The sequence below is a fragment of the Halomonas sp. genome (assembly GCF_029263665.1).
Taxonomy (GTDB): Bacteria; Pseudomonadota; Gammaproteobacteria; order Pseudomonadales; family Halomonadaceae; genus Halomonas.
In genome coordinates this window covers 46082-70507 of sequence record NZ_JAJUFQ010000023.1, presented here as the reverse complement: position 1 = coordinate 70507, position 24426 = coordinate 46082, and the positions used below count along the sequence as shown (strand labels likewise).

At 58.1% G+C, this 24426-nt stretch carries 26 protein-coding genes; 6 read left to right on the top strand and 20 right to left on the bottom strand.

What is annotated here, in order from left to right; genetic code table 11:
• The 5 genes from trkA to def all read right to left on the bottom strand — a co-directional run.
• Window positions 1-1087 (bottom strand): Trk system potassium transporter TrkA (gene trkA / locus Q1K07_RS18025; RefSeq protein WP_300314220.1); only part of this gene is annotated, 1087 nt, incomplete at its 3' end.
• 144 nt (window positions 1088-1231) lie between these two features.
• Window positions 1232-1438, bottom strand: coding sequence for a dodecin (locus Q1K07_RS18020; RefSeq protein WP_149286337.1), 207 nt, complete (start codon window positions 1436-1438; stop codon window positions 1232-1234).
• 48 nt (window positions 1439-1486) lie between these two features.
• Entirely contained in the window at window positions 1487-2848 is a 1362-nt protein-coding gene (gene rsmB, locus Q1K07_RS18015) for a 16S rRNA (cytosine(967)-C(5))-methyltransferase RsmB (RefSeq protein WP_149287315.1), read from the bottom strand.
• Window positions 2849-2868: 20 nt separating this feature from the next.
• Window positions 2869-3864 (bottom strand): methionyl-tRNA formyltransferase, encoded by a 996-nt coding sequence (gene fmt / locus Q1K07_RS18010; protein ID WP_149286336.1) that lies wholly within the window; start codon window positions 3862-3864, stop codon window positions 2869-2871.
• A gap of 143 nt (window positions 3865-4007) precedes the next feature.
• Window positions 4008-4520 (bottom strand): peptide deformylase, encoded by a 513-nt coding sequence (def, locus tag Q1K07_RS18005; RefSeq protein ID WP_300314215.1) that lies wholly within the window; start codon window positions 4518-4520, stop codon window positions 4008-4010.
• Window positions 4521-4808: 288 nt separating this feature from the next.
• Between def and dprA the strand changes: the two genes are divergently transcribed.
• The 4 genes from dprA to aroE all read left to right on the top strand — a co-directional run bounded on the left by dprA (window position 4809) and on the right by aroE (window position 8509).
• Entirely contained in the window at window positions 4809-5981 is a 1173-nt protein-coding gene (gene dprA, locus Q1K07_RS18000; protein WP_149286334.1) for a DNA-processing protein DprA, read from the top strand.
• A gap of 101 nt (window positions 5982-6082) precedes the next feature.
• On the top strand, window positions 6083-6640 hold the full coding sequence (locus Q1K07_RS17995; protein WP_300314211.1) for a Sua5/YciO/YrdC/YwlC family protein: 558 nt from the start codon (window positions 6083-6085) through the stop codon (window positions 6638-6640).
• Between the two features lie 100 nt (window positions 6641-6740).
• Complete coding sequence (hemF, locus tag Q1K07_RS17990) at window positions 6741-7652, top strand: oxygen-dependent coproporphyrinogen oxidase (protein ID WP_149286332.1); 912 nt, start codon at window positions 6741-6743, stop codon at window positions 7650-7652.
• Window positions 7653-7690: 38 nt separating this feature from the next.
• Window positions 7691-8509: a shikimate dehydrogenase gene (aroE, locus tag Q1K07_RS17985; protein ID WP_149286331.1), complete on the top strand. Its 819-nt coding sequence runs from the start codon at window positions 7691-7693 to the stop codon at window positions 8507-8509.
• A gap of 42 nt (window positions 8510-8551) precedes the next feature.
• On the opposite strand, the gene arfB is transcribed toward aroE, so the two are convergent.
• The 3 genes from arfB to Q1K07_RS17970 are packed head-to-tail and all read right to left on the bottom strand — an operon-like array spanning window position 8552 to window position 9843.
• A complete protein-coding gene (gene arfB, locus Q1K07_RS17980; protein ID WP_300314207.1) occupies window positions 8552-8965 on the bottom strand; it encodes an alternative ribosome rescue aminoacyl-tRNA hydrolase ArfB in 414 nt (137 codons plus the stop codon).
• Between the two features lie 9 nt (window positions 8966-8974).
• Window positions 8975-9415 carry a barstar family protein gene (locus Q1K07_RS17975; RefSeq protein ID WP_300314204.1) on the bottom strand — a complete coding sequence of 147 codons (441 nt, stop codon included), beginning with the start codon at window positions 9413-9415 and terminating at the stop codon, window positions 8975-8977.
• On the bottom strand, window positions 9415-9843 hold the full coding sequence (locus Q1K07_RS17970) for a ribonuclease domain-containing protein (protein WP_149286328.1): 429 nt from the start codon (window positions 9841-9843) through the stop codon (window positions 9415-9417). The genes Q1K07_RS17975 and Q1K07_RS17970 overlap by 1 nt, the downstream gene beginning before the upstream one ends.
• A 454-nt stretch (window positions 9844-10297) precedes the next feature.
• Here Q1K07_RS17970 and Q1K07_RS17965 point away from each other — a divergent pair, with 454 nt between their 5' ends.
• A complete protein-coding gene (locus Q1K07_RS17965; RefSeq protein WP_187775036.1) occupies window positions 10298-11203 on the top strand; it encodes a YeeE/YedE thiosulfate transporter family protein in 906 nt (301 codons plus the stop codon).
• A 249-nt stretch (window positions 11204-11452) separates the two neighbouring features.
• Here Q1K07_RS17965 and Q1K07_RS17960 read toward each other — a convergent pair whose 3' ends face one another.
• Window positions 11453-12262, bottom strand: a complete 810-nt coding sequence (locus Q1K07_RS17960) for a M48 family metallopeptidase (RefSeq protein WP_300314196.1) — start codon at window positions 12260-12262, stop codon at window positions 11453-11455.
• Between the two features lie 252 nt (window positions 12263-12514).
• On the opposite strand from Q1K07_RS17960, the gene Q1K07_RS17955 reads away from it, so the two are divergent.
• Window positions 12515-13390: an ATP-binding protein gene (locus tag Q1K07_RS17955; RefSeq protein ID WP_300314193.1), complete on the top strand. Its 876-nt coding sequence runs from the start codon at window positions 12515-12517 to the stop codon at window positions 13388-13390.
• Window positions 13391-13661: 271 nt separating this feature from the next.
• Here Q1K07_RS17955 and Q1K07_RS17950 read toward each other — a convergent pair whose 3' ends face one another.
• The 11 genes from Q1K07_RS17950 to Q1K07_RS17900 form a co-directional block, all read right to left on the bottom strand.
• The gene (locus tag Q1K07_RS17950; RefSeq protein WP_300314190.1) at window positions 13662-14285 is read right to left on the bottom strand and encodes a hypothetical protein; all 624 of its coding nucleotides are present in this window, start codon (window positions 14283-14285) and stop codon (window positions 13662-13664) included.
• 236 nt (window positions 14286-14521) lie between these two features.
• The gene (gene der / locus Q1K07_RS17945; protein WP_149286323.1) at window positions 14522-15925 is read right to left on the bottom strand and encodes a ribosome biogenesis GTPase Der; all 1404 of its coding nucleotides are present in this window, start codon (window positions 15923-15925) and stop codon (window positions 14522-14524) included.
• Window positions 15922-17073, bottom strand: a complete 1152-nt coding sequence (gene bamB, locus Q1K07_RS17940) for an outer membrane protein assembly factor BamB (protein ID WP_300314186.1) — start codon at window positions 17071-17073, stop codon at window positions 15922-15924. Before bamB ends, der begins: the two co-directional genes overlap by 4 nt.
• On the bottom strand, window positions 17070-17729 hold the full coding sequence (locus Q1K07_RS17935; protein WP_300314183.1) for a tetratricopeptide repeat protein: 660 nt from the start codon (window positions 17727-17729) through the stop codon (window positions 17070-17072). Before Q1K07_RS17935 ends, bamB begins: the two co-directional genes overlap by 4 nt.
• Window positions 17730-17753: 24 nt before the next feature.
• Window positions 17754-19046, bottom strand: a complete 1293-nt coding sequence (gene hisS, locus Q1K07_RS17930; protein WP_300314181.1) for a histidine--tRNA ligase — start codon at window positions 19044-19046, stop codon at window positions 17754-17756.
• Window positions 19047-19168: 122 nt separating this feature from the next.
• A complete protein-coding gene (gene ispG / locus Q1K07_RS17925; RefSeq protein ID WP_149286319.1) occupies window positions 19169-20284 on the bottom strand; it encodes a flavodoxin-dependent (E)-4-hydroxy-3-methylbut-2-enyl-diphosphate synthase in 1116 nt (371 codons plus the stop codon).
• 10 nt (window positions 20285-20294) lie between these two features.
• Window positions 20295-21269, bottom strand: coding sequence for a RodZ domain-containing protein (locus Q1K07_RS17920; RefSeq protein ID WP_300314178.1), 975 nt, complete (start codon window positions 21267-21269; stop codon window positions 20295-20297).
• A 59-nt stretch (window positions 21270-21328) separates the two neighbouring features.
• Window positions 21329-22030, bottom strand: a complete 702-nt coding sequence (gene pilW / locus Q1K07_RS17915) for a type IV pilus biogenesis/stability protein PilW (RefSeq protein ID WP_300314176.1) — start codon at window positions 22028-22030, stop codon at window positions 21329-21331.
• A 135-nt stretch (window positions 22031-22165) separates the two neighbouring features.
• Window positions 22166-23290: a 23S rRNA (adenine(2503)-C(2))-methyltransferase RlmN gene (gene rlmN / locus Q1K07_RS17910; RefSeq protein ID WP_300314173.1), complete on the bottom strand. Its 1125-nt coding sequence runs from the start codon at window positions 23288-23290 to the stop codon at window positions 22166-22168.
• Between the two features lie 78 nt (window positions 23291-23368).
• Window positions 23369-23794, bottom strand: a complete 426-nt coding sequence (ndk, locus tag Q1K07_RS17905; protein ID WP_149286315.1) for a nucleoside-diphosphate kinase — start codon at window positions 23792-23794, stop codon at window positions 23369-23371.
• A 305-nt stretch (window positions 23795-24099) separates the two neighbouring features.
• Window positions 24100-24426, bottom strand: a complete 327-nt coding sequence (locus Q1K07_RS17900) for an iron-sulfur cluster assembly accessory protein (protein WP_149286314.1) — start codon at window positions 24424-24426, stop codon at window positions 24100-24102.

The window sequence follows — 24426 nt, the reverse complement described above, 5'->3', positions numbered from 1 at the left end:
GGCGCACGTGGGTCAGCAGGCTGGAAATGGTGGTCTGCTGGGGGGAGATGGCGATATCGATCTCGCCGCCTTGCACGAGATCCACATAGGCGGCATTGTTGATCAGAGTGAGCACCTTCTTGGCCCCCATGCGCTTGGCCAACATCGACGACATGATGTTGACTTCGTCGTCGTTGGTCAGTGCACAGAAGATATCGCAGTCCTCGATGTTTTCCTCTTCCAGCAGACGCTTGTTGGTGGCACTGCCATGAAGGACCACTGTGCGGTCGAGACGCTCGGACAACTGGGTACAGCGTTCCAGGTTGAACTCGATGATCTTGACCTGATGGCTGTGCTCCAGGTGCTCGGCCAGACGCTCGCCAATATTACCGCCTCCGGCGATGATCACTCGGCGGAAGTCACGATCGAGACGGCGCAGTTCGCTCATTACTGCTCGAATGTCCTTGCGCGCGGCGATGAAGAACACCTCGTCATCTGCCTCGATGACAGTATCACCACGTGGAATGATGGCCCGGTTGCGGCGATAGATGGCAGCAACCCGAGTATCGACATTGGGCATGTGGCGGCGCAGGAAGCCCAGTTCCTGACCGACCAGCGGACCTCCGTAGTAAGCGCGTACAGCCACCAACTGAACCAGGCCGCCAGCGAATTCCAGTACCTGCAATGCGCCAGGATGCTCGATCAGGCGGCGAATGTGGTCGGTGACTACCTGCTCAGGGCTGATCAGTACATCGACAGGTATCGCCTCATGGGCGAACAACCCCTGGCGAGCGAGATAGGCGGTGGCACGTACCCGGGCAATCTTGGTTGGAGTACGGAACAGGGTATGCGCAACCTGACAGGCCACCATGTTGACTTCATCGGAGCTGGTCACCGCGATCAACATATCAGCATCTTCACAGCCTGCCTGGCGCAGTACTGTGGGATAGGAAGCCGGGCCGGCCACAGTGCGGATGTCGAGACGGTTGTGCAGTTCTCGAAGGCGAACACCTTCGGTATCCACCACCGTAATGTCGTTATCCTCGCGAGCCAGATGCTCCGCCAGGGTGCCGCCGACCTGGCCAGCACCGAGAATGATGATCTTCATCGTTGTCCTGTCTGGGGCGTATGATGCGCTGCAATGAAATCGCAGCATAACTCAGCTGCCCGTTTGGGCAACAGGGTTGTGAGAGAGAGGCCATCAGGGCAGCAAGGAGCATTGACCTGCCCATGATGGCGGCATGTCAGATGGTCATTCCAACGTGAAGCCCACCTTCATCGTTACCTGCCAGTGAGCCACTCGGCCATTCTCGATATGGCCACGAGTATTGGTGATCTCGAACCAGCGTAGATTGTGGATACTCTCGGAAGCCTTGGAAATCGCTCGCTGGACAGCATCTTCGATACTGGTCTCGGAAGAACCCGTCAACTCGACCTGCTTGTAGACATGTTGGCTCATGACATTCCCCCTATTTATCTTCCATCATTCAAATTCCATTATGTCCCGTTATGCGCTTTCTTTTAGGAGTCTGGCATAAAAGAAGCCATCGTGGCTGTTGGGCACGGGTAACAGCTGGCGTCCGGCTCCGGCTTCACGTCCCCAACTGATTCCGCTTGGCATATGCGGACGGGCATCCGGTGTGCGTTCGAGAAACGCTGCTATCTGCTCACTGTTTTCCATTGGCAGCACCGAGCAGGTGGCATACAGCAGCGTGCCGCCAGGCTTGAGCAATGGCCAGAGATTATCGAGCAGTTTGGCCTGCAACTCGGCCAGTTGGGTAATGTCGCCCTGGCGGCGCAGGCGTTTGATATCCGGATGACGCCGGATGACGCCACTTCCGGAACAAGGGGCATCAAGCAGAATGGCATCGAAGGGAGTGCCATCCCACCAGTCACGCTCGGTGGCATCTCCCTGGGCCAGGGTGGCCGACAGCCCCAGGCGGGTCAGAGTATCTTCGACGCGGGCCAGACGAGTGGAATCTGAATCGATGGCCTGGAGTTGAATATCGAACAACTCCAGCAGATGCGCTGTCTTGCCGCCTGGGGCACAGCAGGCATCCAGCACTCTGGCGCCGGGACGTGGAGCGATGGCGGGACCGAGCAGTACTGCCGAAATTTGTGCAGCTTCGTCCTGAACGCTGACATGCCCTTGACGAAAATTGGGCAGGCTATCCACATCAATCGGCGTTTCCAGAGTCAGGCCATCCGGAGCATGAGCGCATAGATGTGCCGAGATTCCCGCAGCGCCGAGTTCTTCCAGGTAGGCCTCGCGGTCACTGAGACGACGATTGACCCGTAGGGTCATGGGACCGGGCTGATTGTTGGCTTCCAGAATGTCCTTCCAATCATCCGGCCAGGCCTGGCGCATGGTTTTCACCCACCAGCGCGGATGCAACAGTGCCACGGCAGGATCCCGGTCCGCTTCGGCCTGCAGCGTTGCGGATTCCCGAGTAAAACGGCGTAGACAACCATTGAGCACGCGGGTCGCCCAGGACTTGCCCAGCAAGCGTGCAGCTCCGGCTGTCTCGCCTACGGCAGCATGGGCAGGTATACGTAGGTACAGCAGTTGGAAGAGGCCAAGCAGCAACAGCGCCTGTACATCGGCATCGCGGCTCTTGAAGGGCTTCTCCAGCAACTGTGAGGCGATGGCTTCGAGTCGGGGCAGGGTGCGGCATACACCGAAGCACATGGCCTTGAACAGGGCGCGGTCCTTGGCAACCACCTGATGCTCATCCATGGAAGCCAGGGAGCCCTTGCCTGTGATGACTGGCACCAAGGCTTTGGCGGCCGAGAAACGTACGCATTCGCCCTTGTCGTTACGAGCATTGGTCGCACGGTTTTGGTGACGGCCGGATCTGGATGTCGTCATGTGACGAATGTCGGCATCACTCATGAAGGTGCCTCCGTGTTGGCTTTGCCATCAGCTTGGGGGTGACCGAAAGTCGATCCAATAGGAAAGCGGTCAGCGCGGGAGCGCAACAGCTCGCTTACGGGTAGTGCCTTGCCTCCAGGTAACTGGGCATGGGTAATGGCCAGACGCTCGCGGCCTTCCTTGCCGCAGGCCACGATCAGGCCACCTTGATGACTGACCAGGGTGCCGGGAACAGTGGCTTCGCCATCATCCAGCACATGGGCAAGATGAATGCGCAGGCGGTCATCGCCGAGGGCACACCAGGTGACCGGCCAGGGGTTGAAAGCATGAACCCGGGCGGCCAGTGCCGAGGCATCCTGGTGAAAATCCAGCTCAGCTTCGGCCTTGGATAGCTTGGCGGCATAGGTCGCGCCTGCTTCTGGTTGTGGCGTTGGTGCAAGCCCGCCTGCGGTCAAGGCATCCAGGGTTTCGATCAGGGCCTCTGCGCCGAGCTTGGCGAGAGTGTCGTGGAGTTCGCCGCCAGTGGTGGTCTTCGTGATCGGGGTAGTACGGATCATCAGCATATCACCGGTGTCCAGGCCCGCATCCATCTGCATGATGGTGACGCCACTCTGTGTATCGCCTGCCTCGATAGCTCGCTGGATGGGGGCGGCTCCTCGCCAGCGGGGCAGTAATGATGCGTGGACGTTGATACAGCCAAGGCGCGGAATATCGAGTACTGCCTGGGGCAGCAGCAGTCCATAGGCCACGACCACCATGATATCCGCATCAAGGGCTGCCAGTGCTTGCTGTTCGCCCTCACCCTTGAGGCTACTAGGTTGAAAGACCTCGATGCCATGCTTCTGGGCCAGGACCTTGACTGGGCTCGGTGTCAGCTTGCGGCCACGTCCTGCAGGGCGATCGGGTTGGGTATAAACAGCAATCACATCATGCTGGCTTGCCAGTAGTGCTGCCAGGTTGTCGGCAGCGAAGTCAGGGGTACCAGCAAAAATCACGCGCAGCGGTTGAGTCATGTTTGGAGCCTTGGCGGAAGAAGTGCTGGTACATGTTAACGGAGAGTGGCCCAAACGACGAAGGCCGGCAAATCACATTTGCCGGCCCTGGTTTCGATCTGTCGCAATTATTCAGGTAGCTATTTAGGTATTCAGGTAGCTATTTAGGCAGATTGCATCATGCGATGACGTTTCTGCATCTTCTTCATCACCCGGTCACGCTTCAGTGGTGACAGGTAATCGACGAACAGTACGCCTTCCAGATGATCCACTTCATGCTGGATGCAATGAGCGAGCAAGCCGTCAGCCTCGATCTCATAAGGCTGTCCATCGCGGTCCAGGGCCTTGAGGTGGACCTTGAGCGCGCGCGGGACTTCGGCGAAGTATTCTGGTACCGACAGGCAACCTTCCTGCATCGGTTCGCGCTCTTCACCAATGGGAGTGTATTCAGGATTGATCAGTACCAACGGTGTGGACTGGTCTTCACTGACATCAATGACGATGATGCGGCGGTGTACATCGACCTGGGTTGCAGCAAGGCCGATACCCGGGGCCGCGTACATGGTTTCCAGCATATCGTCGACCAACTGGCGGACCTCGTCATCGACGCTTTCTACCGGCGCAGCCTTGGTGCGCAGGCGTTCGTCGGGAAATTCGAGAATGGGGAGCTTGGCCATGACGTCATTACCATCGTCGCTGGAAAATAGAGAATGGATGCATTGTATGACGTTGGATCGGTTCAGGAATATAGGGTTCCCTCAATCCTTGTCATAGCCGTTCACTATAACACGCATATGGCATAACACGCATGAGTCCTTGGGGATGATTGAGACAGCGTAGTTACCTCAAGAGCGCTATCCATCAACGTTCTATAGTCAGTCGAGTTATCGTCAACTGACCAATGGTCAGTCGAATTCAGTCATTGTCTCGATAATTCATCAAGCTGCCATATGGAGTGCTCAAGGATGACGCTCACTTGTGTTGAATGGCTGGTGCTCGGCTCTTTGCCCCGGCTGGGCCTGGTCAGGCTGGCGGCCTTGCGCCAGCAGAACCCGCCATGGCCAACCGGATGGCTGGCCCATATGCCGACGGCAGCGGCGACAGCCCTGCGCCTGTGGCTTGATCACCCGAAACGCAGCCCGCTGTATGCCAGTGTCCAGAATGCCCTGGAATGGGAAGCTGCGGGGCTCGATCACCATCTACTCAGTCCTGAACATCCATGCTGGCCAGCGTTGCTGGAGCAGATAGCCGATCCACCTGCGGTCCTGTGGGCCCTCGGTGACATCAACGTTCTGCCTTCTCCTAAACTGGCCATCGTAGGGTCGCGTCGGCCGACCCGAGAGGGGCTATTGAGCGCCAAGAGCTTTGCATCAGCAGCGGCTGGGCGGGGCTGGTGCATCGCCAGCGGCATGGCGCTGGGAATCGATGGCGTAGCCCAGCAGGCAGCACTGGATGCCGGGGGGGCCAGCATTGCCGTGCTGCCTGGCGGCGTCGACGTGATCTATCCTCCCCGTCATGCTGGGCTCTATCAAAGATTGCAGCGTGAGAACGGCCTGATTGTGGCGGAGCGCCCTCCCGGCTATAAGCCTTATCCGGGCGACTTTCCTCGCCGCAACCGCATCGTGACGGGATTGTCCTGTGGCGTGCTGGTGGTTGAGGCAGCAGAACAGAGTGGTTCGCTGATCAGTGCTCGCCTGGCGCTGGAACAAGGGCGGGAAGTCATGGCGTTGCCAGGATCGATTCATGCGCCCCAGTCTCGTGGTTGCCTGCATCTGATCCGGCAAGGTGCCGCTCTGGTGCGTGACATGGATGATGTCATTGAGGCGTTGTCCGGCTGGGGTCCCCGGTTGGGGCATGCAGCATTCATCGAGAGAGCGGAAGATGAGGCTGCCGATAGCTGGGGAGGTGGTACTGTCCGGGCAAGCCAGAAAGATAATGATGAGGCGAGCCGTCATGCCCGAGCGATGGAAGCATCATCACCGTTGCTGCGTTGGCTCAGTCAGACACCGACGCCGGTGGATGTCCTGATCGAGCTGGCGGGCTGTGATGTCGCCACTTGCCAGCGCGAACTGACCCAGTTGGAAATGGAAGGGCTGGTAGCGCTGGTGCCGGGAGGTTGGGTGCGACAGGCGGCTTGATCTTTCCTCCTGCGCGCGGGAATTCATGCACAGACCCCTTAGGCTCCTTCCATGCACATGTTAGGATAACGGCCCATCACTTAAGCCCTGATTGAGTCGTCATGATCGATTCTGCCGTTCTCGATACCGCGGTGCAGGCACTGCAGCGCGGCGGTGTCATTGCCTATCCCACTGAAGCCGTCTGGGGGTTGGGGTGCGATCCGGATAACCCGGATGCATTGACCCGGCTGCTGCAGCTCAAGCAACGTGATCCTGCCAAGGGAGTGATTCTGGTAGCTGCCAGTATTGAGCAGTTTGCCCCTTGGTTCGATCAACTGACCATCCCGCAACGCGAGATACTGGAAACAAGCTGGCCGGGTCCCAATACCTGGTTGGTACCGGACAATGGCCGCACGCCAGCGCTGGTGCGTGGAGAGCATGACAAGGTAGCGTTGCGCGTCAGTGATCATCCGGGGGTGCGTCAACTGTGCCAGGCATTTGGCGGTCCGCTGGTGTCTACGTCTGCCAATCGCGCTGGGCAGGACCCTGCAATGAGCGAAGCCGATATTCGCGAGATCTTTGCCGGACAGCTTGATGCCATCGTTCCCGGTGCGCTGGGTGGCAATCCTCGTCCCAGTACTATTCGGGACTTGTTGAGCGGCAGCGTACTGCGTGCATGAGTCGCAGTCGGCGAGCATCAGGCGGCAGTAAAATGCCTCTGATGAAAGCTTGAATGGCGTGCTTGAATGTAGTGAAAGTTGAAAGCCAATCGGAGGTCCTGTGACCCAGCCTAACCTTGATGCGGTGAAACATTATCTGCTCGATCTTCAGGATCGCCTGTGCGAGGGCTTGGCCGGGGCCGACGGCTCTGCCAACTTTCATGAGGATGCCTGGCAGCGTGAAGGCGGCGGTGGTGGTCGCACGCGGGTGATCGAGGAGGGTGCTCTGTTCGAGAAGGGCGGGGTGAACTTTTCCCATGTCTATGGCGACAAGTTGCCGCCTTCTGCAACAGCGGCGCGTCCAGAGATGGCCGGTCGCGGCTTCCACGCCGTCGGCGTGTCCTGGGTGCTGCATCCACGCAATCCGCACGTGCCCACCAGCCATGGCAATGTGCGCTTTTTCATTGCCGAAGCCGAAGGCCAGCCGCCGGTATGGTGGTTTGGCGGTGGTTTTGACCTGACCCCCTACTATCCGCATCTGGAGGATGTCCGCCACTGGCATCAGGTCGCCCAAGGTCTGTGCCAGCCCTTTGGTGATGATGTCTATACCCGCTATAAGTCCTGGTGCGATGACTATTTCTTTCTCAAGCATCGTGGTGAAACCCGAGGCGTAGGGGGGCTGTTCTTCGACGACTTGAATGAGTGGGGCTTCGAGCGTTGCTTTGCCTTTCAGCGCGCGGTGGGAGACGCCTTTCTCGAGGCATACCTGCCGATCATCGAACGCCGTCGTCACCAGCCCTGGGGAGAGAACGAGCGGGACTTTCAGCTATACCGCCGAGGGCGTTACGTGGAGTTCAACCTGGTATGGGATCGTGGCACGCTGTTTGGCCTGCAGAGCGGGGGTCGTAGCGAATCCATTCTGATGTCGATGCCTCCTCTTGCTCGCTGGGAATACGATTATCACCCCGAGCCGGGCTCCGCCGAGGCTGAACTCGATGACTACCTGCGCCCTCGCGACTGGTTAAATGAATGATGGACTGACGTGTGTTCAGCCCCTGATGAGGAATCTCGATGACCGATCGTTACTGTGTATTCGGCCACCCCATAACCCATTCAAAGTCCCCGGCTATTCACAAGGCTTTTGCTGCGGAAACCGCCCAGGACATGATGTATATCGCCATTGAAGCGCCTGTGGATGATTTTGCCGGCGCCTGGCGTACCTTCGTCGCGGATGGAGGCAAAGGAGCCAACGTCACAGTGCCGTTCAAGGAAGATGCCTATCGTCTGTGCGATCGCCTTAGTGACCAGGCCAGACGGGCAGGTGCAGTGAACACGCTCAAGCTGGAAGCGGATGGCCGTGTCTATGGTGACACCACGGATGGTGTCGGACTGGTAGCGGACCTCAAGCGCCATGGCGTTCAGCTTGAAGGAGCACGAGTGCTGCTGCTGGGGGCTGGAGGAGCCGTAAGAGGTGTGCTGGCGCCTCTGCTTGGAGAATCACCCAGTGAACTGCATATTGCCAATCGCACTGCACACAAGGCTGAGTCACTGGCAGCGGATTTCACGGATCTGGGCAATATTCTGGGTAGCGGGTTCGATGCGATTGGCGGCCGCTACGATGTTGTGATCAATGGTACTAGTGCCAGTCTGGCGGGGGATCTGCCACCCTTGCCAGAGACGCTGTTCAATGATGGTGCCTTTGCCTACGACATGATGTACAGCGCTGAGCCTACGGTATTTCTGGCATGGTCCGAAGCCAGGGGGGCACGTTGCGTTGATGGATTGGGCATGCTGGTAGAGCAGGCTGCAGCATCCTTTGCTCAGTGGCGTGGAGTGGTGCCTTCCACGGCCCCTGTGCTGTCTGCCTTGCGCGAGCAGCTCAAGGCGTAAATTCGGTTTTGAGCAAGCGCAGACACTTATTCCGACATTCCCCTAGTCGCGTATCTTGCCGCGTAGTGCCTTGGTATTACCGCGGCGGGTCTTGCTGTCCATCCGCCGTTTCTGGGAGCCCTTGCTGGGCTTGGTTGCCCGGCGTGTCTTCTGTGTCTTGGTGGCATCCGTGATCATGTCATGCAGCCTTTGCAGGGCATCGGCCTTATTGAGCTCGAAAGTACGATAACGCTGAGCCTTGATGATGATCACGCCATCCTGTGTGATGCGGCTGTCGGTGATGGCCAGCAGCCGTTCCTTGTAGAAGGGGGGCAGGCTGGAATGTGGTACATCGAAGCGCAGATGAACCGCTGAAGCCACCTTGTTGACGTTCTGCCCGCCCGCGCCCTGGGCACGAATCTGGGTGATCTCGATTTCTCGGGCGGGGACGGTCACGTTACTGGAAAGGCGAAGCATGGTGAAGACTCACTCATCCGCCAGGACGGGCACGCCTGACAACCACTCGGGGACAGGGCGGCCTTCATCCCAGGCAATCAATACCAGCAACTGCTGTCCTTGTTCCTTCCAATGCTCACAAGCCTCTCCCATCAGGTTGAGGAAAGTGGTCATTGCCTGAGTGTCGTGCGAGGACTGGTCGGTGTTGGGCAATACAATGATCTTGTGTTCGCCGGCCTGCCAGGTCAATTCTGTCAGGCAGTCCCAGGCAGCATCCCAGTTGTGCCCAAAGTGATCCGGGAAGTTCAGTCCCCGGGCCAGCCCATCCAGAAGCTCATCCCTGCTCCATTGCGTTACCGGCAGCTTGTGCCAGTTCAGCACGACGACCTGTGGAACGACGGTCGCGTCCAGGCTTTCGGCTGCTTGGGCCGACAGCCGGTAGACGCCATTTTGAGGAAGTTGAATGCTCATCAGCGTTCTTCCAGCACAATGAAGGAATCGTAGTGATCCGCGGTGTAGTAGAAGATTTCCGGTGGATTGCCTCCAGTGACAATTCGCCGTGCACCACGGTGATCGAGTCCAGGTGTCTCGACGGTATATTCGTGATAGTAGCCCCGAGGCTCATTCGGCAAGCGTCCTTCACGGTTCTGGAAGACCGTGCCGTCCTGTGAGTAGGGGAATGGGCCTCCGTTGTCGATCAGGCGCATGGTGGCGTCGATCTGCGCCTGGCCTTCCAGATGCCCTGAGCCTGCCTGCTGGCTGTCGGCTTGTGGTGTGGTCTGCTCGATCGTCTGGGTGTTCGAGTCCTGGGCAGTGTCTCCCAGCCAATGCCCAGGGTCCTCGTAAATCACCAACCCGGCAATGGCCAACACGGCAATCATCAGTAATCGTTTCAGCATGGAGGCGTTCCCTGTCGTCCCTTCATGAGTGGGTAATGCTTGGTTCTCGAAAGCCATTTATTTCGTTATTGATGCTTGACTCAATATGTTGCCATAAAAGAGAAAACTCGTACCGTTTCGATTTCCACACACCGGCGGTGCGGTTTTCCTGTACCACGGTGACTGCTTGGCGCTGGACATTGGTCGAAGTTGCAGAAAGTTCTGCAGTGTAAGGCCGTCTAAGACAAGCGTGATCTGTGCATGCCCCTAAGCCATCTGCCAGTGACGGAATGTCCTCACCCTTGGTGGGCCTGCCGAAAGCGCTTGGTTACCAGAGCTGAACCGACCAGGGCTTCGATGCTTGGTTGGCAGTCACAAGCGGAGACAGACATTCAGGCCACAAATGGCTGACCTGATTCAAGTAGACTCGCCAGATCATCGAAGCTCTGGGAGTACAGCCGAGGAGAAGCTACTGATGATATTGCTGCTGGCCGCATTGCTGGGAATATTGGCACAGCGCACCGGACTATGCATGGTGAAGTCCGTACAACGCTTGAGAACCAGGCAGCCGGGGCTGCTTATTGTGATACTGGGATGTGGTGTGTGGTTCTGGCTGGCAACACCGGTATTTACCGATACGCCATGGAGCAAAGGCATCACCCGTTATGCCAGTACGTGGCCATTTGCTCTTGGTGGAGGACTTTTTGGCATTGCGGCTGCTTTCAATCAGGGATGTACCCTCTCCACACTGACGGCACTGTCACGTGGTCACTATCATATGCTGGCCACCATGGCCGGCTGGGTATTGGGCTGGTGGTGGCTGGGTTGGCTGTCACCTGTTATCGAATATCAATCTCTCGGTGGTGCCCACCCTCCACCATGGTGGTTGATTGGTATTGCCGCAGTCGGGTCAGTACTGATCATCTGGCGGTTGGCGCCAAGTCATCGTCGCATCTATGCCGGTGTGATGGTTTTCGGGGCAACAGCTGGGGTTCTCGGGATAATGGAGCCTTCCTGGTCTCCCAGCCAACTGATTGAGCAGGTCAGTACCCGGGTGCTGACAGGAAGACTGCCATGGCCGGATATGCAACGGGTGTTGATCAGTATTGCATTGGTGGCCGGAATGATTCTCGCGGCAACTCCGCGGGTCTCCTGGCGTCAGTATCAGAGCGGCCCGACACGTTGGGCCAAGCATCTTCTTGCTGGTAGTGTCATGGGCGTGGGGAGTGCTCTGGCTCTTGGTGGCAATGATAGCCAGCTACTATTGGCGCTGCCTTCCGGTTCTCCTGCTGCCGCTCTTGCTTTGGCCAGCATGATTGCCGGTATCTGGTTGGGGTTGGCGATAGAGCAGCGTTACCTTTGCCGAAAGAAAGCCCTGTGATATCGACAGCCGACAGTCACGCAGAGACGTTGTGAACGCTACAGCAGCCATTATAGGCAGCAGGAGTAATGCGGCTTGTGGTGCGGCATCATTTCCGCGTCTCGAGCTCTGCCAGGAAAAGCTCTCTGTTAGGAAAAGCTCTCTGTCAGAAAAGTTCTCTGTCAGCAAAGCTTTCGACCTGAAAAAAAGGGGAGCCCCTGAGGGCTCTCCTTTTGTTTGTTTAGCTGGCCAGACTCAGCCTGCATGGTCTCAGGCAGAGGGAGCCTTGCACTGAGGCACTCGTCCTGCCGCCTGGGCTTGCTGGTAGAGTGCCATGGCCTCGGACATGTGGGCTTCCAGGCCGGAGATACGGCCACTGTTGCTCGGGTGGGTGGACATCCACTCAGGCGGTTGGCCACCGCCGGAAGCCGCCATGTTGTGCCACAGGTCGATGCTCGCACGAGGATCGAAGCCTGCATTGGCCATCAGATCCAGACCGATGGTATCGGCTTCACTTTCATGGCTGCGAGAGAAGGGCAGCAGGATACCGTATTGGGCACCCATGCCCATGGCGGCCATGGCCGCATCACTTCCAGCCCCGCCACTAGCACCAAGCAGCGTGCCGCCCACTGACATACCCAACTGAGTAAGGCCCTGGGTAGAGGCTCGCTCGTTGGCGTGATGGGCAAGGACATGGCCGATTTCGTGGCCGATGACGGTTGCTACCTGATCTTGATTGGTGGCGACCTTGAGCAGCCCGGTGTTCACCCCCACATAACCGCCGGGAAGGGCGAAGGCGTTGGCATCATCAGACTTGAAGACCTTGACCTGCCAATTCTGATCTCGCTCTTCCGGAGGCAATACTGCGACGATATCGCGAGTGATGCACTGTACATACTCAAGCGGAGCCCCACCTACGCTGGGCAGCTCCTGTTGGTATTGCTGAAAGGCCTGAGCTCCCATCTGGTCGAGCTCCTGATCGTTCATCATCAGCAACTGGCTACGTCCAGTAGGAGACGTGGTACAGGCAGCCACTGACACCATCAGCGCACACGCGCCGAGGGATTTCATCAATCTCATGATCGACTCCTTGAGGGTAACTGCAGAAACACCGGATGCATGGACGAGCATGTTGCGGCGGCTCCGACAGGAAAGACGAGTAATGTTGTCAAGATACCTGTCCCGTGGCGATGGTCAATCGTAAAAGCATGCACAATCTGTCGCCAATGCCCTACGCTTGTGACCTTTGGCTGATAATCCGGCCGACGCAAGGCAATTCAGAATCAAGACAGTGCAGGCAAAAGCACTGCGAAATAGTAAGGAGAAAACTGCATGGACACCGATTTCACCCAGCGCTTGATGCAGGTTCTGGACCGGCTCGAGCCCTGGCTGCCTGATACACCACCGCGCGTTGACTGGACGCGGGATGTCGCCGCGCTATGGCAACGGCATGCCTTGGGAGGACATCTGGTTCCTGTGCCGCCCCGGGACGCCATGAGTCTCGATGATCTGGTCGGTGTCGAACGCCAGAAAGAGGCCTTGCTGGCCAATACACGAGCCTTTCTCAAGGGGCTGCCGGCCAATCACGTGCTGCTGTGGGGGTCTCGTGGCAGCGGCAAGTCCTCCATGGTTCGCGCACTGTTGAACAGCCTGTCGGATGAAGGACTGCGCCTGATACAGGTGGACCGCCATGACCTGGCTGGTCTGCCCGTGCTGGTGGAGCAGTTGCGCCGGGAGTCTGCGCGTTTTGTGGTGTATTGCGACGACCTGTCCTTCGAAGGTTCGGATGATGCCTATAAAGCGCTCAAGAGTGTACTCGATGGCACTTTGACCGGCCCGCCAGATAATGTCCTGCTCTACGCCACATCCAACCGTCGTCACTTGCTGCCTGAACATATGAGCGATAACGACGCATCCCATCTCACCTCGGATGGAGAAGAGCTGCATCATGGCGATGCGGTGGAAGAGAAGATCTCCCTGTCCGATCGTTTCGGTCTATGGCTGGCCTTTCACCCATTCAATCAACAGAGTTATCTGGACACCTGCCAGCATTGGGTCGAGCGTCTGGGACGCTCGGGTGACTGGAACGAAGAGGCACAACTGTCTGCCGTGCGCTTTGCTACCTTGCGTGGTGGGCGCAGTGGGCGCTGTGCCTATCAGTTTGCCACTGACTGGGTGGGTAAGCGTCGGCTGCATGAGGGCCTCTGACAGCGAGATATTGCCGTTCCTCATAGCAACGCTGTTCAGGTAGTTGAGGGATTTAGGGAAGCGCTGAATAAATCGACGAGCATGCTCAATCACAAGGCGCCCGGAGCACAACAACCGGAGCCTATGGGGTATAGGTGAGGATGGTGAGCACTGCGCACTAATTCGCCGGGAGCGAATTAGAACATCCTTCAGGATGGCCCGAAGGGTAGCCGCCATGGATGGCGGCTATAGCCCAGTGATTGAGTAGCACAGGCATTTATGCAGTGCTTCCTTAGCCCTGAGGGATCAGGCTGCCATTCTCTCCCACGTTCAGGCGAATAGTGGGGGTAAGCAATCCTGAAGGCAGGGTCATGCCTAGACCCGTCAGATCGCCAGGGGTAATGGCAAGCTGGCTGCCGGCCGGCAGTTCTCCCTGGCGCGCCAACTGGGCGGCCATTTCGATCATGGGCTTGAGCTCTGTCCTATCTCCAAAGATGTCAAAACTGATCGGCAGGCGCAGATTGGCATCCTTGCCTGAAGTGAGCGTCACGTTTTCCTGATAGTCACCGCTGACCTGTTCCACACCAGGCATGTCAAGTGTCCACTTGAAGCCGGACATTTCAACGGCAGGCATGCCCACAGGCAAACCTAGCCCCAATGCCATGGTGGCCTGTACCGGAAGACTGCCTGCGCCAAGGCTGGATAACACCAGAGAGGTGATATCGCTGGTATCAAGGCCCGCATCGATGGATAGCGGGCCGATCTTGACGTTTTCTACCCCCAGAGAAGTCACGGCGAGTCGAAAGGCATACAGGCCTGCCGTGGGCAGCGTGAAGCAGCCTGCCAACATGAAAGCCAGGCAGAACGGGACAAGCAGACGGATACGCCGTGCACGGCGGGTAGAACGGCTCAGCATGAAGGATATCTCCGACCAGTCAGAGGAGTCGTGGCGTCAGGGTGCCTATTCGGCACAGTTGGTGATCGGGTACTAGCGTAAGGTGAGTCGTGAGCCAGAGGAACAGCACTTATAGGGTAGTGCTGTTCCCCTGGGTGGAGAGGTTTTCTTGGCAGAGAACTTCTCCTGGTGAGGTTCTTTCATGAAGAAAGCCGATAGCGCTTTCTGCTAAAGAAGCCGCTCTAGTCAGTCTTCCATTAACGACGGGACTTGCGGGCATCCTTGGTGCGGTTCAACTCGCGTTTCTTGGCCTTCTCGCGGTCTGAAGCATCTGCCATGCTGTCGAAAGGGTTCTTGCCGGAACGGAACTCGAAGCGTATGGGGGTGCCGCGTACCTTCAATACCTTACGGAAGGTATTGGTCAGGTAACGCTTGTATGCTTCGGGCAACTGATGGGTCTGGTTGCCGTGGACCACGATGATCGGTGGGTTGGAACCACCCTGGTGGGCCATGCGCAGCTTGATCCGGCGACCGTTGACCATGGGCGGTTGATGCTGTTCGACGGCATCCTGCAGCAGTGTAGTCAGGCGGTTGGTGGACCAGTGGCTGTTGGCTGAAGCGAAGGCCCTCTCGATGGAGGGGTAGAGATCACCCACCGCCGTACCGTGCAGCGCAGAGATGAAATGCAGCTCGGCGTAGTCGGCGAAGCCCAGACGGCGCTTGATTTCAGCGCGCATCTTTTCCTTGGCTTCCTGTTCCAGGCCGTCCCACTTGTTGACTGCCAGGACCAGGGCACGACCGGTCGTCAGCACGTAGTCGAGCAAGTGCAGATCCTGTTCGACCAGCCCACTGCGGGCATCCAGCACCATGATGGCAACATGGCATTCCTTGATCGCATCCAGGGTCTTGATGATCGAGAACTTTTCGGCCACTTCGTGAACGTTCTTGCGGCGACGGACACCGGCAGTATCGACCAGCACATAAGGCTTGCCGTGACGCTCGAAGGGGATTTCGATGGCATCACGAGTGGTGCCAGCCTCGTCGAAGACGACAACACGATCTTCGCCCAGCAGGCGATTGACCAGCGTCGACTTGCCCACATTGGGGCGACCGATTACCCCGATACGAATACCTTTGGTACCGGTGTCGGCAGGGATGTCCATATCGCGTTCGGGGAAAGGTGCGAGCACCTCGTCGATCAGCGTGGTCACATTGCGGCCATGGGCTGCGGCGATGGGGCGAGGATCCCCCAGCCCCAACTGCCAGAAGTCAGCCATGGCGGAATGTTCTTCCAGGCCATCTGTCTTGTTGACCACCAGCCAGGTCTTTTTCTGGTTGATGCGCAAGTGGTTGGCGATAGCCTCGTCAGCTACATTGAGGCCAGCTCGAGCGTCGACCAGGAACAATACGATATCGGCTTCATCGATGGCTTGCAGAGACTGCTCCGCCATCGCTGCATCAATGCCTTCTTCATCGCCGCTGATACCGCCAGTATCGATGACGGTATAGGCCTTGTTGCCAAGCATGCCATTGCCATACTTGCGATCCCTGGTCAGACCAGGGAAATCAGCAACCAGGGCATCCCGCGAGCGGGTCAGGCGATTAAACAGGGTCGATTTGCCGACATTGGGGCGGCCGACCAGGGCGATCACGGGGGTCATGGGCGGATGTCCAGAGCCTCCAGGCTTCCGTCATTGGCCAGAGCATATACGCGCTTGCCATCGGTAACAGGGCGTACGCTGATACCAGATTTATCGATACGGGTACGTCCCACCACGCGGCCGCTGTCGGCGTCGATGAAGTGCACGTAACCTTCGTTGTCGCCGACCACGATGCGTCCATCGGCATAGGCGGGAGCTGTAAGGGAGCGGCCATAGAGGTCATCCATGGTCCACAGTTCGCCACCGCTACCGGCATCGAAGGCCGTCAGACGACTGGCTTCATCGACCACGTAGAGTGTCTCGCCGACCAGAACTGGAGTGTGGTAGCTGGACATTTCCTTGTACCACAGGGTTTCACCGTTCTGAGCGTTGAGCGCCACTGTCCGACCGTTGTAGCTGGTCACGAACAGGCGACCATCCGGAGTCAGCACGGGCTGGCCAGCGACATCGACCAGACGATCGACTTCATTGCGCCCGGTGGAGACGGCGATAGTGCGCTCGGAAAGCTGCTGTCCACTGCGGTTATCCAGGATAGCCAGATGGCCGTTGGCAAAGCCGGCAAACGTGACCTGGTCGATGGCAGTGGGGGTGCCGGCACTACGTAGTGACAGTGCCGGCATGTTAGCACGATAGGTCCACTGACGATCGCCACTGACACGGTCCAGAGCGGTGACACTGCCATCTACGGCCTGCACGATCAACAGGTTGGTTGTGGGTTGAGGGGCTGCCAGTACTTCGCTGGATACGCGAGTGCGCCACTTGACCTTGCCGTTGGACTGATCGATAGCAATCACCTGGCCATTGCGAGTGGCCAGATAAAGCACACCCTCTCGTGCTGTCAGGCCGCTGGATACCGGGTTATCAAGCTCGATCTCCCAGCGAGTGTCACCATTCGAGGTGTTGAGGGCCTCGACCAGCCCTCTTTCATCGGCAGCGAACAGAGTGTTGCCATCAAGCGCAGGCTCAATGGGATAGGTCGCGTTGCCCAGGCCCTTGCCGACGCTTTCGCTCCAGCGTTCTTCCACCTGGGTGGAAGCTGAAATGGGTTGCAGCTCCTTAGGCTTGAAACGGGGCTCCACGTCGCTGGCGCAACCGGCCAGCAGGGCAGTAATAGCGGCGCTGGCTGCCAGAGCTTTCATCGGCTTCATAGCGTGACCTCCTTGTCACCCAGGTTATCAAGCTTGAGGGCGATGCCGTACAACGGCTGGCCGCTTTGCTCTGACAGGTTCTGGGCTTCATTCCAGGCTTCGCCAGCAAGGTCTTGCTGGCCGTTGGCATTGTAGACGTCGCCACGGATATTGGCGCGCTGGGCAGCGAGAGTGTCGGGAATGTCTCCGTCCAATGTCGCCAGGGCGGCATCATTATCACCCTGCGCACTTTGCAATCGGGCCAGGCGCAGACGGGCAATGCCTACAATGTAGGCATCGTTGTCATCGTTGATCAGTGTTTCCAGGCTGGCCTTGGCGGCATCGAACTCACCGGCATCGACTTGGACCCGTGCATTCAGCAGCAGACCGAGATCGGTATAGAGGCTGTCGCCGTGCTCGTTGCCGAGCTGCTCGCTCAGTTCCTTGGCCTGGGCTCGTGCACTATCGTCAAGCTGATTGCGGCTGGCCAGGTCAAGTAACTGCTGATATGTCACTGAGGCAGCAACGGCCTGGTCGTGCTGATAATCCTGCCAGTACTTCCAGCCGAACACGCCTGCTGCAGCCAGGGCTGCACCAACGATCAGGGCCGTACCGTTTTCCTTCCACCAGCGCTTGATGGCATCAAGCTGTTCTTCTTCGCTTCTCAGGTCCGCCACGGGCGGTCTCCTTTTGATCTGTCGTCATGCGGTCGCTGTGGACAGCAGGGAATCCAGGGTTGTAGCCAATGCGCTCTGGGCAACAAGGCACTGTTCACGGTCGTCACGCAGGAACTTGACCGCTACCTGGCCGCTTGCCAGCTCGCTTTCTCCCAGCAGCAAGGCGATACGGGCTCCGCTGCGGTCGGCTTTCTTGATACGGCTCTTGAAGCTGCCGCCACCGCAGTGCAGCTGTACATTCAATTCCGGCGAATCATCACGCAGGTGTTCGGCCAGCGCCATGGCTGCACCATCTGCGGACTCGTCCATGCCCAGTACATAGATATCCATAGGGGCTCGCGCTTCTGCCGGTACGATGTCCAGCGTCTCGAGCAGGAGTATCAAGCGCTCGATTCCCATGGCAAAGCCTACCGCGGGGGTCGGTTTTCCGCCCAGCTGTTCGACCAGCCCGTCATAACGACCACCGGCGCAGACGGTACCCTGGCTGCCGAGCGCATTGGTGGTCCACTCGAATACGGTGCGGCAGTAATAGTCGAGCCCGCGTACCAGGCGCGGATTGATGACGTAGTCGATACCCGCCGTATCGAGGCGGGCAGTGAGGGCTTCGAAGTGCTCGCGGGACTCTGCGTCAAGATGGTCCATCAACCTTGGGGCACCGGCCAGCATCTCTGCCATGTCCGGATTCTTCGAGTCCAGAATGCGCAGAGGGTTGCTGGTCAGGCGGCGCCGGGAATCTTCGTCGAGCAGCTCATGATGCTGCTCGAAGTAGGAAACCAGTAGATCTCGATAGGCAGCCCGCGCTTCGTTGGAACCCAGAGAGTTGAGCTCCAGGGTGACATGTTCGAACAGCCCAAGCTGCTTCCACAGCCGTGCTGACAGCAGTATGACCTCGGCATCGATATCCGGACCATCCAGGCCATAAGTCTCGACACCGACTTGGTGGAACTGGCGATAACGGCCTTTCTGCGGGCGTTCATGCCGGAACATTGGGCCTTGATACCACAGGCGTTGGGTCTGATTGTGCAACAGGCCATGCTCCATAGCAGCCCGCACCGTACTGGCAGTACCTTCAGGGCGCAGTGTCAGGCTGTCGCCATTGCGGTCCTCGAAGGTGTACATCTCTTTTTCGACGATATCGGTGACTTCGCCGATGGAGCGCGAGAAAAGAGCCGTCTGCTCGACGATGGGCGTGCGGATCTCGTCATAGCCGTAGCGCTTCATCAACGCCTGAACCTGACTTTCGAAGTACTGCCATACCGGAGACTGATCCGGTAACAGGTCATTCATGCCACGGATGGCCTGGATCTTCTTGCTCAATGCTGACTCCTTAAAGGAAATGCCCTGTCAGTGGGCACTTCCTGAACACTCTGGTGGCCTTCTCATGCGATTCGCAATGGCGTGCTTCGCCACGTTGTCGGCGACCGCTATTGGCGAACTGGCTAGCCCTGGCGGACGATGACATCCTGTTCGGCAGCTTCCTTTTCACGAACCTTCTCGCGGATCAGTGCTTCCAGGTCATCGACGAGATGATCGTTGCGCAGTTTGCTGGCCGGTTTTCCATCGATGTACACGAGATTGTTGGGGCTGCCGCCAGTAAGGCCGAGGTCGGCTTCCTTGGCTTCCCCTGGGCCATTGACGACGCAGCCGATGACGGCCACATCCAATGGCGTCCGTACATCTTCCAGGCGCTCTTCCAGAGCGTTCATCGTGCTGATGACATCGAAATTCTGACGCGAGCAACTGGGGCAGGCGATGAAGTTGATGCCCTTGGCGCGCAGGCGCAGACTCTTGAGCATATCGAAGCCGACCTTGATCTCTTCGACCGGGTCGGCGGCCAGGGACACGCGAATGGTATCGCCAATACCATCCATCAACAGCATGCCCAGCCCGATGGAGGACTTCACTGTACCTGAGCGCAGCCCGCCTGCCTCTGTAATACCCAGGTGCAGGGGTTGTTCGATGCGTTGTGCCAGGTCGCGATAAGCAGCGACGGCCATGAACACGTCGGATGCCTTGACGCTGACCTTGAAGTCTGGGAAATCGAGGCGCTCCAGGTGATCGATATGGCGCATGGCGGATTCGACCAGGGCCTGTGGTGTTGGTTCGCCGTATTTCTTCTGCAGGTCCTTTTCCAAGGAGCCTGCATTGACGCCGATACGAATCGGAATGCCGTTGTCCCGGGCAGCTGAAACCACTGCCTTGACCCGGTCTTCACGACCGATATTGCCTGGATTGATGCGCAGGCAGTCGACACCGAGTTCGGCCACACGCAGGGCGATGCGGTAATCAAAATGGATATCGGCTACCAAAGGAACCTGAGTGCCACGCTTGATTCTACCGAAGGCTTCGGCTGCCTCCATGGTGGGCACCGATACTCGGACAATGTCCGCTCCGGCCTGCTCCAGGGCGCGAATCTGGGCGAGAGTCGCTTCCACATCCAGAGTATCGGTGTTGGTCATGCTCTGCACAGAGATGGGGGCTCCACCTCCTACCGGAACAGTGCCGACATGAATCTGGCGAGATTGGCGTCTTTGGATCGGTGAGTGTGAATGCATGGCGGTGAAATCACTCCCCCAGAGTAAAGCGGGCGACATTGCTGGCACCGGCGCGCTGGCGCAGGTCAACGGTTTCACCACGGTAGTTCAGCTCAACGCCGGAAGCGTTGCCGATGACCAGGCGGAAGGGTGGTTCGCCTTCTACCGTGGCCTTGGTGCCGGCACCTTGCAGGCCGCTCAGAACTCTGGTGTTGGTACCATCGTAAATTTCGGTCCAGGACTGCTCATTGAACGTCAGCTGCAGGGCATTCGCACTAGCGTTGCTGCTAGCTTCCTGCGCTGAAGTGGCATTGTCTTCTTCCTCGGCATTGGCATCAGGTGCTACTGCTTCTGCCTCAGCTTCCTGCTGCGCGGCTGCTTCGGTTGCCGCGACGATGGCCGAGGTCTGCGGTTCTGCAGCATCAGTCTCGGTGGCTTCTTCGGCCACTGCAGCGGCGCTGTCAGTCTCAGGCGTTGGCTGTGGCTGTGGCTCGTCTGGCTCAGGGCTGGTCTCTGTGCGGCTGCCATCAATGCTGTCTACCGATACAGGGCCATTGTCCCCGACCGTGGGGGGCTCGCTGCCACCGCGGCTTTGCCACCACATCAGGGTCAGGCCGACAACACCAGCGATGACGACCAGGGTCATCAGGCGGAATAGCCAAGCGCCTATGCGCGAGGGTGGCTTGGAAATATATACCGGTGTGACCTTGCGCTCTATTTCTTCATTGCCCATGCGTGCCTGGTACAGGTCCATCACCTGCTTGACGTCGACACCCAGCAGTTGTGCGTAGCTGCGCAGATAGCCGCGACGATAGGCCGCCACCGGCACCTCGTCGCAGGTGTCCATTTCCAGGCCTTCGATCACAGCAGCACGCAGATTGAGCGCTGTCCCTACCTCGCTACATGAAAGCCCCTGGCTTTCGCGTGCGTGACGCAGAATGGCACCGGGGGATGCGGGAGCCTGAGGCGGGATGACATCGGGTTCGCTGTGTGGGGTGTCGCTCATGGCTGAGCATCCTTCATTTTGAAAACAGTTATCAACAAGTGTTTAGTGGCGAACATCATTCAAGAATTCTTGCCCTGCTCCACAGCCTTAGCCTGATTAATGGCAGTCGCCAGATGCTGGGAGTCTGGTGTCACCCCGACGAGGTGAACATAGCGATTCAATTGTGTCCGGGCATGTTCGAAGTTGCCCTGTGCGTATTCCAGCTCTGCCATGGTGAGATAGCTCAGTGGCTGGCGCGGATCAATCTCCTGTGCCCGTACAAGGGCCGTACGGGCAGGTACCAACCGGCCAAGTTCCCACTGACATCGTCCCAGGTTCGCAAACAGCTGGGCGCGATGGTCGTAGTGTATATCCATGGCAGCCTGCTCCAATTCATGGCAGGCAGATTCCGTTTGCCCCTGATCATACAGGAAGGCAGCGTAATTGTTGCGTGCTCGGGTGAAGTTAGGGTCTTCGTCCAGAGCATGCTGGAAGTACTCATCGGCCAGCTCATTCTCGCCTTGCCGTTGATAGACAAGCGCCATCGCCTGAAGTGCCCTGGAATCGTTGGGATCGAGAGCAAGGGCTCGGTTTAGTGCAGCTGCAGCGCGAACCAGGTTGTCATCCTGCAGATATGCCTCGCCCAACTGCCGGTAGGCCATGACAGGGCTGTTGTCTGCACGGGTGGACGAAGTGCTGGCACAACCCGATACACCGAACAATGCCAATGCCGCGAGAAGGCCACAGGCAAGTGTCCTGGGTGTGCTCGGTCGGTGCGTCATGGCATCCTCTTCATGTCGGGCTTATGTCATCCGTGCTGGTCCCATTGCCAGCACAAGGCAGGTGTTTCTCCAGAGGCGGAGAAAAAGCCCGACCATCAAAGCGCTACACCCTCACGAAGTCAAGCAGACAGAAGTTCAGTCAGCATCGATTTGAATCGATTGGATATAACGTTCGTGGCGTCGTGTACGGTCCTTGACTCGTCCCACCAACTGGCCACAGGCAGCATCGATGTCGTCGCCGCGTGTAGAGCGGATCGGTGCTGTGTAACCCAGCTCATACAACCACTGTTGAAAACGCATCACCTGATTGCGCGAAGGCTTTTCGTAGCCGGAATGAGGAAAAGGATTGAACGGAATCAGGTTGATCTTGCAGGGTAGCTCACGCAGCAGTTCAGCAAGCTGCTGGGCATGCTCCTGTTGATCGTTGACCCCCTTGATCACGGTGTACTCGATGGTGATCAGGCGGGTGTCATCGCACTTTTTCAGGTAGCGCTGACAGGCGTCAAGTAGAGTGCGAATGTCGTACTTGCGGTTGAGCGGCACGAGCTCGTTGCGCAGCTCATCGTTGGCTGCATGCAGAGAAATGGCTAGGCTGACGTCGAGTTCGTCGCCCAGGCGGTCGATCATCGGAACGACACCTGAGGTGGAAAGTGTCACGCGACGCTTGGACAGGCCATAGCCACAGTCGTCCAGCATCAGCTTCATGGCGGGTATGACACTATCGTAGTTGAGCAGCGGCTCTCCCATGCCCATCATTACCACATTGGTGACGGGACGCTGGGATGTATCACGGCAGGGGCCCGCGCTGCGCGAGGCAACCCAGACCTGCCCGATGATCTCGGCGGCGGTCAGGTTGCGCTGGAAACCTTGTTTGCCCGTGGAGCAGAAACTGCAATCCAGTGAACACCCCACCTGGGAAGAGACGCACAGGGTACGACGCTTGCCATTGTCGGCAGGAATCAGCACCGTTTCTACGTAACTACCATCCTCGACTTCGACGACCCATTTGCGCGTACCGTCGTTGGACGTTCCTTCATAGATCACCTTGGGACCACGGATTTCAGCCGTCTCGGCCAGGCGTGCGCGCAGCGCCTTGGACAAGTTGGTCATGGCCGAGAAGTCATCACAACCTTCATGGTGAATCCACTTCATCACCTGGGTCGCACGGAATTTCTTCTCGCCAATGGAGACGAAGAAGGCTTCCAACTCCTCGCGGGTCATACCGAGAAGATTGGTACGTAGGGGGGCGGTGGTGGTCATAGGCAGTCGGTGGGTCGGGGGCAGAAGAGGCGGGAAGGTGAGGCACCTTCCCGCGAAGGGCTTTCTGAGCAATAAGCCTTAACGAGAAGTGATCTCGTCAGCAGCGAAGAAGTAGGCGACTTCACGCTCGGCAGAAGCCGGAGAATCGGAACCATGAACAGCATTGGCATCGATAGAGGATGCAAAGTCGGCGCGGATGGTGCCGGCAGCGGCTTCCTGCGGGTTGGTGGCGCCCATCAGTTCACGGTTCTTGGCGATGGCGTTGTCGCCTTCGAGAACCTGAACGACGACCGGACCTGACGTCATGAAGGACACCAGGTCGCCAAAGAAGGGGCGTTCCTTGTGCTCAGCGTAGAAGCCTTCGGCTTGTTCCTGGGACAGTTGAATCATCTTGGCAGCGACGATCTTCAGATCAGCCTTTTCGAAGCGAGTGAGAATCTCGCCGATAACGTTCTTGGCAACAGCGTCGGGCTTGATGATGGACAGAGTGCGCTCGAGGGCCATGGAAAAGCTCCAGTTTTATGTTGAACAGAGGTGTTCAGAGAGATAACGGCGCGCCGCTCTCGCTATGCGGGAGCGGCGCGACACTGCAATTTTGGGATGCGGCGTGGGGGACGCCCCGTTTCGCCGAAGGCGGGCGCATTATAGCCTTAGTCGGAGGCATTGAACACTATCGAGACTTACTATCTTGCGAGACTTACTATCTTGGGCCCTTTGTCTCAAGCCTCTCTATCTAAACTAAAGCCCCTTAATATCTCGGGAATCTTGGGGTCACCAATGATGACCACTCGCCATCCCTGGCGGCCGGTTCAGACGCTGAAGCTTTCTCCGCAACCGCACTGATCCTTGACGTTGGGGTTGTTGAAGCGGAAGAAGCGGTTGAGTCCTTCATTGACATAGTCGACTTCGCTGCCATCCAGCATTTCGAGTGCATCCGGCGCGACAAAGACGCAAGCACCATGATCTTCGAAAGCCACGTCATTGGCGTCGGCTTCGTCGGCAAAATCGAGAACGTAACTGTAGCCTGAACAGCCGCTGGGCTTCACTGATACGCGCAGGCCCAGGCCATGGCCCCTTTCATCGAGGACACGGCGGATCTGGTCTGCTGCAGAAGGTGTGATAGTCAGTTGTGCCAT

Coding starts and splice junctions, on each gene's coding strand:
- Q1K07_RS17960 (WP_300314196.1), bottom strand. CDS start 12,262: ATGAGATTGATGAAATCCCTCGGCGCGTGTGCGCTGATGGTGTCAGTG.
- Q1K07_RS17900 (WP_149286314.1), bottom strand. CDS start 24,426: ATGGCACAACTGACTATCACACCTTCTGCAGCAGACCAGATCCGCCGT.
- fmt (WP_149286336.1), bottom strand. CDS start 3,864: ATGACTCAACCGCTGCGCGTGATTTTTGCTGGTACCCCTGACTTCGCT.
- Q1K07_RS17995 (WP_300314211.1), top strand. CDS start 6,083: ATGATCGATTCTGCCGTTCTCGATACCGCGGTGCAGGCACTGCAGCGC.
- ispG (WP_149286319.1), bottom strand. CDS start 20,284: ATGCATTCACACTCACCGATCCAAAGACGCCAATCTCGCCAGATTCAT.
- der (WP_149286323.1), bottom strand. CDS start 15,925: ATGACCCCCGTGATCGCCCTGGTCGGCCGCCCCAATGTCGGCAAATCG.
- ndk (WP_149286315.1), bottom strand. CDS start 23,794: ATGGCCCTCGAGCGCACTCTGTCCATCATCAAGCCCGACGCTGTTGCC.
- def (WP_300314215.1), bottom strand. CDS start 4,520: ATGGCCAAGCTCCCCATTCTCGAATTTCCCGACGAACGCCTGCGCACC.
- arfB (WP_300314207.1), bottom strand. CDS start 8,965: ATGCTTCGCCTTTCCAGTAACGTGACCGTCCCCGCCCGAGAAATCGAG.
- Q1K07_RS17965 (WP_187775036.1), top strand. CDS start 10,298: ATGATATTGCTGCTGGCCGCATTGCTGGGAATATTGGCACAGCGCACC.
- Q1K07_RS17920 (WP_300314178.1), bottom strand. CDS start 21,269: ATGAGCGACACCCCACACAGCGAACCCGATGTCATCCCGCCTCAGGCT.
- Q1K07_RS17950 (WP_300314190.1), bottom strand. CDS start 14,285: ATGCTGAGCCGTTCTACCCGCCGTGCACGGCGTATCCGTCTGCTTGTC.
- rlmN (WP_300314173.1), bottom strand. CDS start 23,290: ATGACCACCACCGCCCCCCTACGTACCAATCTTCTCGGTATGACCCGC.
- Q1K07_RS17955 (WP_300314193.1), top strand. CDS start 12,515: ATGGACACCGATTTCACCCAGCGCTTGATGCAGGTTCTGGACCGGCTC.
- Q1K07_RS18020 (WP_149286337.1), bottom strand. CDS start 1,438: ATGAGCCAACATGTCTACAAGCAGGTCGAGTTGACGGGTTCTTCCGAG.
- pilW (WP_300314176.1), bottom strand. CDS start 22,030: ATGACGCACCGACCGAGCACACCCAGGACACTTGCCTGTGGCCTTCTC.
- bamB (WP_300314186.1), bottom strand. CDS start 17,073: ATGAAGCCGATGAAAGCTCTGGCAGCCAGCGCCGCTATTACTGCCCTG.
- aroE (WP_149286331.1), top strand. CDS start 7,691: ATGACCGATCGTTACTGTGTATTCGGCCACCCCATAACCCATTCAAAG.
- rsmB (WP_149287315.1), bottom strand. CDS start 2,848: ATGACGACATCCAGATCCGGCCGTCACCAAAACCGTGCGACCAATGCT.
- dprA (WP_149286334.1), top strand. CDS start 4,809: ATGACGCTCACTTGTGTTGAATGGCTGGTGCTCGGCTCTTTGCCCCGG.
- Q1K07_RS17970 (WP_149286328.1), bottom strand. CDS start 9,843: ATGCTGAAACGATTACTGATGATTGCCGTGTTGGCCATTGCCGGGTTG.
- Q1K07_RS17975 (WP_300314204.1), bottom strand. CDS start 9,415: ATGAGCATTCAACTTCCTCAAAATGGCGTCTACCGGCTGTCGGCCCAA.